Below are 12,842 nucleotides of genomic sequence, written 5' to 3' on the forward strand. Positions count from 1 at the left end.
AGGGGCACTGCATTCAGTTGCGGCGCGGCGCCGCAGCGAGCATCAGCGCTTTCATCTCGGCAACGGCGGCCGGGAAACCGACGAACAGTGCGTGCGCCACCAGCGCATGGCCGATGTTCAGCTCATTGATGCCTTCAATGGCCGCCACGGCTTCGACGTTGTGGTAATGCAGGCCATGGCCGGCATTGACGATCAGACCCTGAGCCAAACCGAAAGCGACGCCCTGAACGATACGTTCGAGCTCTTCGGCCACCTCCTTAGGGGTCTGGGCATCGGCGTAGCGCCCGGTGTGCAGTTCGATGGCCGGCGCACCGACCCGGCGCGACGCCTCGATCTGACGCTCATCGGCATCGATGAACAAGGACACTTCGGCGCCGGTGCGCGACAAGCGCTCCACAGCGGCCTTGATCCGCTGCTCTTGGCCGGCCACGTCCAGCCCGCCCTCGGTGGTCAGTTCCTGGCGCGTTTCAGGCACCAGGCAAATGTGCGCCGGGCGAATCTTCTCGGCAAAGGCCATCATCTCTTCAGTGACGCCCATTTCGAAGTTCATGCGTGTCTGCAAGACATCCTTGAGCAGCAGCACGTCGCGCTCCTGGATATGCCGACGGTCTTCGCGCAGGTGCACGGTGATACCGTCGGCCCCCGCCTGCTCGGCGTCCAGCGCTGCCTTGACCGGGTCCGGATAGCGAGTGCCGCGGGCCTGGCGCAAGGTCGCCACATGGTCGATATTGACGCCGAGAAGGATGCGGTTGCTCTGAGTCACGAAAGGCTCTCCTGAAGATTGAGCCCCACAGCATACGTCGTGCTCAGCGCTTGCGAAACAGTTCGCGGCTGACCAGTGGCTTGGCCCCCAGGTGGACCGCCAATGCCTGGCGCATCAGGCGCTTGGCGGCCAGCAAGGCGCCCGGCGCTTCCCACTCGGCCTCGGACAGCGCCAGCAACTGCGCGCCATTGAACAGTCCGGGCTGGAACAGCTCGACACGCTCAAGCCCGGCATCCACCTGCAGCCGGTACAGTCCTTCGGCAACCACTGGGGCCTGGTCGACATCTTCGGTCAGGGAAAACGCGTAGCCCAACTCATCGAGCAGGCGCCACTCGAACGCACGCAGCAGCGGCTCGAGGGGGCGACCCGCCGCCAGCGCTTGCAGGGTAAGACCGTAGTGTTCGAACAAGGCGGGATAAGGGGCTTCGGCAGGAAGCAGGCGCATCAGCAACTCATTGAGGTACAAGCCGCTGAACAACGCGTCGCCGTTGAGCCAACCGGCGAGGCCGACGGTGTCCATGCGCCCCACATTCTTCAGCTCGCCGCGCCCGCGCAGTTCCAGCTCCAGCGGCACGAACGGCCGCATGGAACTGCCGCCCTTGCCCCGCGCCCGGCGCAAGACGGCACGCACACGGCCCTGGGGCGTGAAAAAATCCACCAGCGCACTGGTTTCCTTGTAGGCGCGGCTGTGCAGGACGTAGGCGAGTTGTGGTGTGGGTTGGTCCATGGCGATCTCACGCAGCGAAGATACCGGGAGGCGCGGGTGACCCCATGGAAGCGGCGACAGCGCCGCTTTCCCAGGTCAATCGCAGCGCCTGCCTACGCACTCATAGAAAGCCGCGCCGTCGCGAGCCGTTTAGAGGTCGCCGTAACCCAGCGAGCGCAGCGCCCGCTCGTCATCGGACCAGCCGCCCTTGACCTTGACCCAGAGGTTGAGCATGACCTTGGCGTCGAACAGCACCTCCATGTCCTTGCGCGCATCGGAGCCGATGCGTTTGATGCGCTCGCCCTTGTCGCCAATGATGATCTTCTTCTGGCCGTCACGCTCGACCAGGATCAGGGCGTGAATGTGCAGCACATGCCCCTGCTGCTTGAACTCTTCGATTTCCACGGTGATCTGGTACGGCAGCTCGGCACCGAGCTGACGCATGATCTTTTCACGGACCAGTTCGGCGGCGAGGAAACGGCTGCTGCGGTCGGTGATCTGGTCTTCCGGGAAGAAATGCTCGTTCTCGGGCAGGTGCTTGGCGATCAGTGCCTCGAGAGACTCCAGGTTATGCCCCTGCTGCGCCGAGATCGGCACGATTTCGGCCTTCGGCAGTTGCGCCTGAAGCCATTGCAGGTGTGGGATCAACTCGGCTTTCTCGTCCATGCGGTCGGTCTTGTTGACCGCCAGGATCAGCGGGCCTTCCACGTACTGGACACGCTCGAGCACCAGTTGGTCCTCATCGGTCCAACGGGTACGGTCGACCACGAAGATCACCACATCGACGTCTTTCAAGGCCGCCGATGCGTTACGGTTCATGTAGCGGTTCAGGGCCTTGTCGTTGGCCTTGTGCATGCCGGGGGTGTCGACGTAGATCGCCTGCACATCGCCCTCGGTCTTGATGCCGAGCATGTTGTGGCGCGTGGTCTGCGGCTTGCGCGACGTAATCGCCAGCTTCTGCCCGAGAATATGGTTGAGCAGCGTGGACTTGCCCACGTTGGGACGGCCGACGATGGCCACATAGCCGCAACGGGTCGGGGTGTTCTCAGTCATTGCCATTCTCCACGCCCAGGGCGATCAGTGCGGCGGCGGCAGCGACTTGCTCGGCGATACGCCGGCTAACGCCCTGTCCACGGCTCTTGTTGTTCAGCAGCACCACTTCGCATTCGACGAAGAACGTACGGCAGTGCGGTTCGCCCTGGATGTCCACCACTTCGTAGCGCGGCAACTCGCAGGCACGCGATTGCAGGAACTCCTGCAGGCGGGTCTTGGGATCTTTGTTGGTATCGACCAGGGTCAGGCCATCGAACTCGCCCGCCAGCCAGGCGAGGATGCGCTCGCGGGCGGTCTGCATGTCGGCGTCCAGGTAGATGGCGCCGATCAGGGCTTCGAGGGCGTCGGCCAGGATCGACTCACGCCGGAAGCCGCCGCTCTTGAGCTCGCCCGAACCCAGGCGCAGGTACTCGCCCAGGTCGAAGCCGCGTGCCAGACGGGCCAGTGTTTCACCCTTGACCAGGCGAGCGCGCAGACGCGAAAGCTGGCCTTCTCGCGCTTGGGGGAAACGCTCGAACAGCGCTTCACCAGCCACGAAGTTGAGAATGGCATCGCCAAGAAACTCCAGGCGCTCGTTGTTGCGCCCGGCATAGCTGCGGTGCGTCAGCGCCAGGAGCATCTGCTCCCGGTCCCTGAAGGTGTAGCCGAGCTTGCGCTCGAGGCGCTCGAGGGAAGCGCTCATGCGGCCACCCCATCGTTGTTAAACGCGTTCAAATCAACATCCTGAAAGACTGTTTGGCCGTGTCGCACCACAACGTGGCGCTGGATTGATTCATCCCTGAGAACACAGCCTATGTCAGAAATGCATTCGGCGCCGTCCGTGGACAGCGCCGAGGGGTATCAATGGATCAGACCCACCCGCGACAGGTTCGGCAAGTGGCTGAGCTTGGGCTCTGGCCAGCTCATCCACACCGCGAAGGCCTTGCCGACGATGTTGCGGTCCGGGACCATGCCATGCAGCTCGCGAGGGATGTTCGGGTCGTCCCAGAAGCGGCTGTCATTGGAGTTGTCGCGGTTATCGCCCATCATGAAGTAGTGCCCGGCCGGTACGGTCCATTGCTGGTCCGGCGGCATGCGGTAGCGGCTCATTTCCTTGCGGATCAGATGCTCGGTTTCGCCGAGTTTTTCCTTGTACAGCTCGGCGCTACCCAGCGAGCCAGCTTCGCTGCCGACCAACTGCTCGGCGACCAACTGGTCGTTGACGTACAGGCGCTTGTCGTTGGTGTAGCGGATCCGGTCGCCCGGCAGGCCGACCACACGCTTGATGTAGTTGACGTTCGGATCGCTCGGATAGCGGAACACCATGACGTCCCCGCGCTGCGGATCACCCACCTCGATGACCTTCTTGTCGATCACGGGTAGACGGATACCGTAGGAGAACTTGTTCACCAGGATGAAGTCGCCCACTTCCAGGGTCGGTTTCATCGACCCCGAAGGAATCTGGAAGGGCTCGACCAGAAACGAGCGCAACACCAGCACGATGAACAGCACCGGGAAGAAGGACTTGCCGTATTCGACCAGCAACGGCTCCTTGTTCAGGCGCTCGACGACGGCCACTTCGGGCTGGCTGACGCTGCCCTGGTAGTTGGCGATCGCCGCTCGCCGGCGCGGCGCCAGGAACAGCAGATCGATCAGACCCAACAGACCGCAGACGGCTACGGCGATGACGAGCAACAGCGGGAAATTTAGCGACATAGGACCTAGCTATCCAACCTGAGCACAGCAAGGAAGGCTTCCTGTGGAATCTCCACGTTGCCCACCTGCTTCATGCGTTTCTTACCGGCCTTCTGCTTCTCCAGCAGTTTTTTCTTACGGCTCACATCGCCGCCGTAACACTTGGCCAGTACGTTCTTTCTGAGCGCCTTGACAGTGGTCCGCGCAATGATCTGACCGCCGATGGCTGCCTGGATCGCCACATCGAACATCTGCCGAGGAATCAGTTCCTTCATCTTCTCGGTCAACGCACGGCCTTTATAGGCCGCGTTGTCGCGGTGCACGATCAATGCCAGGGCATCGACCTTGTCGCCGTTGATCAGCACGTCCAGCTTGACCAGGTTGGCCGATTGGTAGCGATCGAAATGATAGTCCAGCGAGGCGTAACCACGGCTGGTGGATTTGAGGCGGTCGAAGAAGTCCAGCACCACCTCGTTCATCGGCATGTCGTAGCGCACCTGCACCTGGCTGCCGAGGAACTGCATGTCGCGCTGCACGCCACGCTTCTCGATGCACAGGGTGATCACGTTGCCCAAGTGTTCCTGGGGAACGAGGATGGTTGCGGTGACGATCGGTTCGCGGAAGTCGGTAACCGCCGAGACGTCCGGAAGCTTGGAGGGGTTGTCGACGACAATGGTTTCACCCGTCTTCAACTCCAGCTCGTAGATCACGCTTGGCGCGGTGGTGATCAGGTCCAGGTCGTATTCGCGCTCCAGGCGCTCCTGAATGATCTCCATGTGCAGCATGCCGAGGAAGCCGCAACGGAAGCCGAAGCCCAGGGCGTCGGAGCTTTCCGGCATGTATTGCAGCGACGAGTCGTTGAGCGTCAGCTTCTGCAGGGCATCGCGGAAGTCCTCGAAGTCGTCGGAGCTGACCGGGAACAGACCTGCGTAGACCTGCGGCTGAATCTTCTTGAAGCCTGGCAGCACCTGAACTTCAGGCGTCGAGGAGAGGGTCAGGGTGTCACCCACCGGGGCCCCGTGAATGTCCTTGATGCTGGCAATGATGAAGCCCACCTCGCCAGCCTTCAGGTCAGCGGTGGCCGTGTGTTTCGGGGTGAAGACACCGACGCTGTCGACCAGGTGCACCTTGCCGGTGGACTTGACCAGGATCTTGTCGCCCTTCTTGACGCGACCCTGGCGCACACGCACCAGCGAGACGACACCCAGGTAGTTGTCGAACCAGGAATCGATGATCAGCGCCTGCAACGGCGCCTCGATGTCGCCCACCGGCGCCGGGATGGTCTGCACCAGGCGCTCGAGCACCTCGTCCACGCCCATGCCGCTCTTGGCGCTGCACGCCACGGCGTCGGTGGCGTCGATGCCGATGATCTTCTCGATCTCGTCCTTGACGCGGTCCGGATCCGCCTGGGGCAGGTCCATCTTGTTCAGCACCGGCATCACTTCCAGGCCCTGCTCGATGGCGGTGTAGCAGTTGGCGACCGACTGTGCCTCGACGCCCTGACCCGCATCGACCACCAGCAGCGCGCCTTCGCACGCCGCCAGCGAACGCGAAACTTCATAGGTGAAGTCGACGTGACCGGGGGTGTCGATGAAGTTCAACTGGTAGGTTTTGCCGTCCTGCGCCTTGTAGTGCAGGGTAACGCTGTGGGCTTTGATGGTGATACCGCGTTCACGCTCAAGGTCCATGGAGTCGAGGACCTGTGCTTCCATTTCGCGCGAGGTCAGGCCGCCGCACATCTGGATGAAACGGTCGGCCAGCGTCGACTTGCCATGGTCGATGTGGGCGATGATGGAGAAATTGCGGATATGACTCAAATCACTCACAGATCAACACTCGATAAGGCTGCGAGCCGGACGCCCGCCGAAAAATAGCCGGGCATTGTAACGCAAGCCGACGGGATATGGGAGGTTCCTGTATCGCCGCTGACCCGCTCGGTGCATTGGGGTTTTCAGGTCAAACCAGGTCCACTCGTGAAAAAGGGCAGCCGCAGCTGCCCTTCTCTCAGACTGAATCGATCACTCGGCCAGTTTGAAGGTGATAAAGCTGGCACGCCCTTGACGCAGTACGCGCATGGACACCGAGCGATTCTTCGGCAGTTCCTTGGCAATTTCAGTGAACTGCTTGGCCGAGCCGATCGCCTGGTTGTTCAGGTGGCTGATGACATCGCCTGGGCGCAGGCCGATCAGCGCCGCCGGACCGTCCTGCACTTCCTTGATGACCACCCCGCCCTTGAGTTCGAGCGACTTCTTCTGCTCATCGCTCAGGTCGGCCACCGATACACCGAGACGGTTGCTGTTGCGCTCGGCGCCGGCCTGGCCACCCGTGCCGATGTCGGCATCGTCCTCGGGCAACGCACCGATGGTCACGTCCAGGGTCTGGCGCTTGCCTTCGCGAATGATATCCAGCTTGGCTTTCTGACCGTCCTTCAGACCTCCGACCAGATGCGGCAAGTCGGCGGACATGACGATCGGCTGGCCGTTCATGCTCAGGATGACGTCACCCACCTGCAGACCGCCCTTGGCCGCCGGACCGTTTTCCAGCACCTGCGCCACCAGCGCACCGGCCGGTTTGTCCAGGCCGAACGACTCAGCCAGGTCCTTGTTGACCTCCTGAATAACCACACCCAGCCAGCCACGGCTGACCTTGCCGTCTTTCTTCAACTGGTTGGAGACATCCAGCGCCACATCGATCGGGATGGCGAACGACAGGCCCATGAAACCACCGGAACGGGTAAAGATCTGCGAGTTGATACCCACCACCTCGCCCTTCATGTTGAACAGGGGGCCGCCGGAGTTGCCTGGGTTGATGGCCACATCGGTCTGGATGAACGGCACGTAGGTGTCGTTGGGCAGGGTACGCCCCTTGGCGCTGACGATACCTTTGGTCACCGAATGGTCGAAGCCGAACGGCGAGCCGATGGCCAGCACCCACTCACCGACCTTGAGCTTTTCCGAGTCGCCCAGCTTCACGGTCGGCAGATTCTTGCCATCGACCTTGAGCAGCGCCACGTCGGTACGCGGATCGGTGCCCACCAGCTTGGCCTGCAGCTCACTGCGATCGGAGAGACGCACGATGATCTCGTCGGCATCGGCGACCACATGGTTGTTGGTCAACACATAACCATCCGGGGAAATGATGAAGCCCGAGCCCAGCGACTGCGCCTCGCGCTGACGATCACCGCGCGGCGAGCGCGGCTGCTGGGGCATGTTGCGCTCGAAGAACTCGCGGAACATCGGCGGCAGACCTTCCAGATCCGGCATCTGACCGGCAGCCACACGACGATCGGGCAGCTTTTGCTTGGTACTGATGTTGACCACCGCTGGCGAGGCTTGCTCGACCAATGTGGTGAAGTCCGGCAGGGCCTCCTCCGCCTGGGCGGTGAGCACCTGGCCGAGCATCAGCACGGCGGCGAACATCGATAGGTAGGATTTCATGCGTGGTATTGACATACGGCTCCCGTCACAACGAGCGTAATTAGCAGAACGGCCTCTGCAGATACAGGAAAGGCCAGACCCCGGAGAGTCTGACCTATAGAAAATTTACCGGTCGATTGCAAATGACAATGCCTTAATTTGATGTCAGACGCACGCTGGACTAGCCGTACGAAACGTCCTCGCCAATCATTGCCGTGCCTGGATGTCCTGTGGCCGCATCGACAATGCCACACGCTCGGCAGTACCGAGGGGAATTTCACCGACCACCGTTACCATGACCTTGCCCGAAGGCGTGTTGAGGTGTCGCGAAACGGCTGCCGTTGGGCCGAGCTGCACACGCGTGTCGGTGCCCTTGTCGTCGATAGGTTCGAGAAACACCGAGAAGCGGGTGAGCCCGTCATCGTACATGAGGCTGCTGATCGAGCGCTTATCCGCAGAGTCGGTGCGCACTGCGCTGTTGATCAGCTCGAAGCCCGGGGGCAGCCAGTCGGAGCGCCAGCCAGCGACCGACTCGGACTTGGCTCCCGGCTCCGGCGCCACCGGTTTGCAGTCGGCACTGGGTTGCAGGTCGCGGTCACTGGGCAGGTTCGCGGTGTCCAGTCGAGTCATCTGGAATCGTTCCAGCAATTGACCCTTGTCGTTGAGCATCAACGAGCGCAGGGGCAAGCCGGTTTCACGGTCCAGATGCAATTCGAAGGCATAGCGATGTTGATCGCGAGGCGTCAAGGTGACGATCACGGCATCTCGACCGGCCACGCGGGACGTGCCCGCCATGCTCAGGTCGTACCAGCTCATCAGCTTGAGCGGATCGAGGACACGCGCAGTCGCGTCGGGTGGTGCCCCGACACCGTCGGCGAGTGCACCGCTGACGCACTGCACCTTGCCGTCGACGCGCACAATTTCCTGGGAAGCGCCATCGAGCTGCAGTAGCCGCTCGCTGACCTTGCCCGACTGGACGCGATGCCAGATATCGTGGGAAGAAAAACTGCCGTTACGCTCGTAGACGAAGGCGCCCTGGTAGCTCTGCTTCTGCTCGGCCTGTGCCAGCTTGGACAGCCATTCACCCGCCTCTGGCGAGGAATTGGCCGCCAACACCGGCACCGACATGCATCCGCCGAACAGCAGCGCCAGGAGAGGTAGCGCGCGCATGATCCTCCTTACTTGGCAGGTTCCAGGCTAGCGGCGCGAGCGTAAGGAAGAGCGTTTTCAGCGCCCTTCAGCGCAGACTCCTGAGCGTGCTGGCGCAGGTAACCTGGCAGACGCTGATCCCAACCGGCTTGATTCTGCAACACGCCGTTGGCCATCGGGCCGGTCGGCTGGTCGCTGCTCTCGGTGTAGCCCGCCAGTACGGCCGGACCTTGCACCTGTGGCACGCTGACACCCTGCTGTACAGGCTGCTGCGAGGCAAGCTGGGCACCGGTGATCTCGTCTTGGTTGTAGAGGCGCACACCGGCCAGCACGGCAACGGTCACCGAGGCAGCTACGGCCAGACGACCGACACTGCGCCATGCTCCACGCTTGGCCTGCACCGGCGCAGCTTCGTCAGCCAGCGCGGCCGACACGGCCGAAGCGATGTCGAGGTTGGGCAGCAGCAGCTCCTTGTGCATGGCTGCGCGAGCCACTTGGTAACGCGACCAGGTGGCACGGGTTTCGGCATCGTCGGCGGCGTTCAGCACGCGACGTAATTCCAGTTGGTCCGCTTCGTTATCCATTACCGCGGACAGCGATTCCTGCAAAGCTTCACGACTCATGGCGGTTCCTCTCTTGGCTGTCGCCGCTGTCTCAGGTTTCCTGCAACAGGGGCTGCAGGGCTTTGTCAATGGCCTCCCGAGCGCGGAAAATTCGAGAGCGCACGGTACCCACCGGACATTGCATGACACTGGCAATGTCTTCATAACTCAGGCCATCGAACTCACGCAGGGTCAATGCCGTACGCAAGTCTTCCGGTAGTTGCTGGATGGTGCGATGGACAGTGCCCTCGATTTCATCCCGCAACAACGAGCGCTCTGGTGACTCGAGATCCTTGAGGCCATGATCGCCGTCGTAGAACTCCGCATCCTCGGAGCTGACATCACTGTCTGGCGGCCGTCTTCCACGGGACACCAGGTAGTTCTTCGCCGTGTTGATGGCGATGCGGTACAGCCACGTGTAGAACGCACTGTCACCGCGGAAATTGCCTAGCGCTCTGTAGGCCTTGATGAAGGCTTCCTGCGCCACGTCTTGCGCTTCATGGGTGTCGTGAACAAAACGCACGATCAACCCGAGAATCTTGTGCTGATACTTCAGCACCAACAGATCGAACGCTCGCCTGTCACCACGCTGCACGCGCTCGACAAGCTGCTGATCCTCTTCCTGGGTTAGCATGAACACTCCTCAGTGAACTCAAAGGAGCGTTGCGAAAGCCATCGTTCAGGCTTGCAACCATAGACTCGGCCTTTGCGCAAAAGTTCTCCCCTCCAAGCAAGTTTCCTGCGGCCTCTGGTCGGCTCGCACGAAAAAGGCACAGCGCGGTCGCAGCCGGCTGCGTCGATAATCGGTGTTTCAGATACACAGGTGCCAGCCTGGATAGCGCCGCCGTCCTGCATCGCTTTGGCATTGGTGAAAGACGGGCAGCCTGCTTAAGATTTCCCGTGGTGCCGGAAAGTTCCCACAGCCGGGCTGGACATGCAGTCCCGCCATTGGAAATCTGGCGCTGGAGACTGCTATAAAGACAGCCCGACCGGATTCACGATAGTTTCACAATGCCATACGCGCATGACTATTGTGCCGCCCCCCATCCCCAGTTACTAGTGTCCCGACATGAGCCAACAATTCCAACATGATGTCCTGGTGATCGGCAGCGGCGCCGCCGGTCTCAGCCTGGCACTGAACCTCCCGGCTCATCTGCGCATCGCCGTGCTGAGCAAGGGCGAGCTGGCCAACGGCTCGACCTACTGGGCACAAGGCGGGGTCGCCGCCGTGCTCGATGACAGCGATACCGTGCAGTCTCACGTTGAAGACACCCTCGACGCCGGCGGCGGCCTGTGCCACGAAGCCGCGGTGCGCTTCACTGTGGAGCACAGCCGCGAGGCCATCGAGTGGCTCATCGAGCAGGGCGTGCCCTTTACCCGTGACGAGCAGCATGGCGTGGATGATGGCGGTTTCGAGTTCCATCTCACCCGCGAAGGCGGACACAGCCACCGCCGCATCATCCATGCCGCCGACGCCACTGGGGCAGCGATCTTCACGACGCTGCTGGCGCAGGCGCGGCAACGTCCGAACATCGAGTTGCTCGAACAACGCGTGGCCGTCGACCTGATCACCGAGCGGCGCCTGGGCCTGAGCGGCGACCGTTGCCTGGGTGCCTATGTGCTGAACCGCCACAGTGGCGAAGTGGACACCTTCGGCGCACGCTTCACCGTGCTGGCCACCGGCGGCGCCGCCAAGGTCTACCTCTACACCAGCAACCCCGATGGCGCCTGTGGCGATGGCATCGCCATGGCCTGGCGCGCCGGTTGCCGGGTGGCCAATCTGGAGTTCAACCAGTTTCACCCCACCTGCCTCTATCACCCCCAAGCCAAGAGTTTCCTCATTACCGAAGCCCTGCGCGGTGAGGGCGCGCTGTTGCGCCTGCCCAACGGGGAGCGTTTCATGCCGCGCTTCGACCGCCGCGAAGAACTGGCGCCACGGGACATCGTCGCGCGCGCCATCGACCATGAAATGAAACGCCTGGGCGTGGATTGCGTGTATCTGGACATCACCCACAAACCTGCCGACTTCATCAAGAGTCACTTCCCCACCGTCTACGAGCGCTGCCTGACCTTCGGCATCGACATCACCCGCCAGCCCATACCCGTGGTACCCGCGGCGCACTACACCTGTGGCGGCGTGGTGGTCGACGAGCGCGGTCGCGCCGACGTCCCGGGCCTGTATGCCATCGGCGAAACCAGCTTCACCGGTCTGCACGGCGCCAACCGCATGGCCAGCAACTCGCTGCTCGAATGCTTCGTCTATGGCCGCGCAGCGGCTGCGCACATCCAGGCGCACCTGGAGCAGGTGCCGTCCCCGACCGCCCTGCCCTGCTGGGATGCCAGCCAGGTCACCGACTCGGACGAGGACGTGATCATCGCGCACAACTGGGACGAGCTGCGACGCTTCATGTGGGACTACGTGGGGATCGTGCGTACCAGCAAGCGCCTGCAACGCGCCGAACATCGCGTGCGGCTGCTGCTCGATGAGATCGATGAGTTCTACAGCAATTACAAGGTCAGCCGTGACCTGATCGAGTTGCGCAACCTGGCGCAGGTGGCCGAACTGATGATCCGCTGCGCCATGCAGCGCAAGGAAAGTCGCGGCTTGCACTACACCCTCGACTACCCCGCACTGCTGGAAACCGCCAAGGACACCGTGCTCAGCCCGCGCTGAGCCGAGCCCAGCGCCGCCGACTGAATTTCAGGCGCACCCGCAGCCGGCGATGCTCCTCGCCGGGCAGCGCATCGAAAGGAATGCATTGGCTTTCGCTCAGGCGGCGGCCCTGACGAACGAAGCGCAGGACGATCACCGCAGGCAGCGCCAGGCTATCGCGGCGCAACTCGACCCGCTGCCAGCCATGGGCACGGCTGAACAACTGCCAGCCGCTCGCGTCGCGACGCAGGCCGCTCATGGCATCGGGATGGGTCAACAGGATACGCCGAGGGATCGTCCAGTAGGCGTGAGCCATGCAGAGGGAGTGCAGGCTGATGGACAACCACCAGGGCAGTGCACTCCACCACAAGGTGAGGAACACGAGCCCCTGGGCTGCAAGATAGGCCGTCAGCAGCAGGCGCGAGCCTTGCCAACGGCACTCGAACCGCTCACTTGGGCTGGACACGGTCCAGAATGATGCGAACCATGCGCTGCAGCTCCGCATCTTCCGACTCGGTGCGCTCCATGAACCAACCGAATATGTCCTGATCTTCGCAGGTCAACAGGCGGCGATACAGTTCGCGATCCGCTTCGCTCAGGCTCGGGTAGACCTCTTGAGTGAAGGGAACGAGCAGTACATCCAGCTCCAGCATGCCACGCCGGCTATGCCAGAAAAGCCGATTGAGTTCAGTTTGTTCGACCATGGGGCCCTCCTCGAATGGTCGCGCAGTATAGCGCGCCGCAACCGCAGCGGCACGGGGCATTGATCTGCTCACCTACCTATTTTGTTACTGCCGTTCTATGATGGCCGCCAGTCTTTCTAGCG

13 protein-coding genes are annotated in these 12,842 nt (G+C 62.2%); 1 reads left to right on the forward strand and 12 read right to left on the reverse strand.

Annotated elements, in window-relative coordinates; all coding sequences use genetic code 11:
• Positions 1-13: 13 nt before the first annotated feature.
• The 10 genes from pdxJ to rpoE form a co-directional block, all read right to left on the reverse strand.
• A complete protein-coding gene (pdxJ, locus tag ACK2SD_RS19070; protein WP_029614108.1) occupies positions 14-763 on the reverse strand; it encodes a pyridoxine 5'-phosphate synthase in 750 nt (249 codons plus the stop codon).
• A gap of 43 nt (positions 764-806) precedes the next feature.
• On the reverse strand, positions 807-1,490 hold the full coding sequence (gene recO / locus ACK2SD_RS19075; protein WP_295481308.1) for a DNA repair protein RecO: 684 nt from the start codon (positions 1,488-1,490) through the stop codon (positions 807-809).
• A 129-nt stretch (positions 1,491-1,619) separates the two neighbouring features.
• Positions 1,620-2,522 carry a GTPase Era gene (gene era, locus ACK2SD_RS19080; protein ID WP_039575872.1) on the reverse strand — a complete coding sequence of 301 codons (903 nt, stop codon included), beginning with the start codon at positions 2,520-2,522 and terminating at the stop codon, positions 1,620-1,622.
• Positions 2,515-3,204, reverse strand: coding sequence for a ribonuclease III (gene rnc / locus ACK2SD_RS19085; protein WP_039575871.1), 690 nt, complete (start codon positions 3,202-3,204; stop codon positions 2,515-2,517). The genes era and rnc overlap by 8 nt, the downstream gene beginning before the upstream one ends.
• Positions 3,205-3,362: 158 nt before the next feature.
• Complete coding sequence (lepB, locus tag ACK2SD_RS19090; RefSeq protein WP_029613915.1) at positions 3,363-4,217, reverse strand: signal peptidase I; 855 nt, start codon at positions 4,215-4,217, stop codon at positions 3,363-3,365.
• A gap of 5 nt (positions 4,218-4,222) precedes the next feature.
• Complete coding sequence (gene lepA, locus ACK2SD_RS19095) at positions 4,223-6,022, reverse strand: translation elongation factor 4 (RefSeq protein ID WP_029613914.1); 1,800 nt, start codon at positions 6,020-6,022, stop codon at positions 4,223-4,225.
• Between the two features lie 192 nt (positions 6,023-6,214).
• On the reverse strand, positions 6,215-7,633 hold the full coding sequence (locus ACK2SD_RS19100; protein WP_412460583.1) for a DegQ family serine endoprotease: 1,419 nt from the start codon (positions 7,631-7,633) through the stop codon (positions 6,215-6,217).
• Between the two features lie 186 nt (positions 7,634-7,819).
• Positions 7,820-8,782: a MucB/RseB C-terminal domain-containing protein gene (locus tag ACK2SD_RS19105; protein ID WP_412460584.1), complete on the reverse strand. Its 963-nt coding sequence runs from the start codon at positions 8,780-8,782 to the stop codon at positions 7,820-7,822.
• Positions 8,783-8,790: 8 nt separating this feature from the next.
• Complete coding sequence (locus tag ACK2SD_RS19110; RefSeq protein WP_039575867.1) at positions 8,791-9,384, reverse strand: sigma-E factor negative regulatory protein; 594 nt, start codon at positions 9,382-9,384, stop codon at positions 8,791-8,793.
• Between the two features lie 31 nt (positions 9,385-9,415).
• On the reverse strand, positions 9,416-9,997 hold the full coding sequence (rpoE, locus tag ACK2SD_RS19115; protein WP_003252049.1) for an RNA polymerase sigma factor RpoE: 582 nt from the start codon (positions 9,995-9,997) through the stop codon (positions 9,416-9,418).
• A 435-nt stretch (positions 9,998-10,432) separates the two neighbouring features.
• Here rpoE and nadB point away from each other — a divergent pair, with 435 nt between their 5' ends.
• A complete protein-coding gene (gene nadB, locus ACK2SD_RS19120; RefSeq protein ID WP_412460585.1) occupies positions 10,433-12,037 on the forward strand; it encodes an L-aspartate oxidase in 1,605 nt (534 codons plus the stop codon).
• Here the strand turns inward: nadB and ACK2SD_RS19125 are convergent.
• Together ACK2SD_RS19125 and ACK2SD_RS19130 are read right to left on the reverse strand one after the other, a co-directional pair.
• Positions 12,024-12,482 (reverse strand): protein YgfX, encoded by a 459-nt coding sequence (locus ACK2SD_RS19125; RefSeq protein WP_412460586.1) that lies wholly within the window; start codon positions 12,480-12,482, stop codon positions 12,024-12,026. The genes nadB and ACK2SD_RS19125 overlap by 14 nt on opposite strands.
• Positions 12,466-12,720: a succinate dehydrogenase assembly factor 2 gene (locus ACK2SD_RS19130; protein ID WP_412460587.1), complete on the reverse strand. Its 255-nt coding sequence runs from the start codon at positions 12,718-12,720 to the stop codon at positions 12,466-12,468. The genes ACK2SD_RS19125 and ACK2SD_RS19130 overlap by 17 nt, the downstream gene beginning before the upstream one ends.
• Between the last annotated feature and the right edge of the window lie 122 nt (positions 12,721-12,842).

The organism is Pseudomonas sp. SC11 (assembly GCF_047039205.1).
GTDB lineage: Bacteria > Pseudomonadota > Gammaproteobacteria > Pseudomonadales > Pseudomonadaceae > Aquipseudomonas > Aquipseudomonas boreofloridensis.

What these genes read in the sequence shown, in the direction of transcription:
- recO (WP_295481308.1), bottom strand. Translation starts at nt 1,490, where the DNA reads ATGGACCAACCCACACCACAACTCGCCTACGTCCTGCACAGCCGCGCC.
- era (WP_039575872.1), bottom strand. Translation starts at nt 2,522, where the DNA reads ATGACTGAGAACACCCCGACCCGTTGCGGCTATGTGGCCATCGTCGGC.
- rnc (WP_039575871.1), bottom strand. Translation starts at nt 3,204, where the DNA reads ATGAGCGCTTCCCTCGAGCGCCTCGAGCGCAAGCTCGGCTACACCTTC.
- lepB (WP_029613915.1), bottom strand. Translation starts at nt 4,217, where the DNA reads ATGTCGCTAAATTTCCCGCTGTTGCTCGTCATCGCCGTAGCCGTCTGC.
- ACK2SD_RS19100 (WP_412460583.1), bottom strand. Translation starts at nt 7,633, where the DNA reads ATGAAATCCTACCTATCGATGTTCGCCGCCGTGCTGATGCTCGGCCAG.
- ACK2SD_RS19105 (WP_412460584.1), bottom strand. Translation starts at nt 8,782, where the DNA reads ATGCGCGCGCTACCTCTCCTGGCGCTGCTGTTCGGCGGATGCATGTCG.
- ACK2SD_RS19110 (WP_039575867.1), bottom strand. Translation starts at nt 9,384, where the DNA reads ATGAGTCGTGAAGCTTTGCAGGAATCGCTGTCCGCGGTAATGGATAAC.
- rpoE (WP_003252049.1), bottom strand. Translation starts at nt 9,997, where the DNA reads ATGCTAACCCAGGAAGAGGATCAGCAGCTTGTCGAGCGCGTGCAGCGT.
- nadB (WP_412460585.1), top strand. Translation starts at nt 10,433, where the DNA reads ATGAGCCAACAATTCCAACATGATGTCCTGGTGATCGGCAGCGGCGCC.
- ACK2SD_RS19130 (WP_412460587.1), bottom strand. Translation starts at nt 12,720, where the DNA reads ATGGTCGAACAAACTGAACTCAATCGGCTTTTCTGGCATAGCCGGCGT.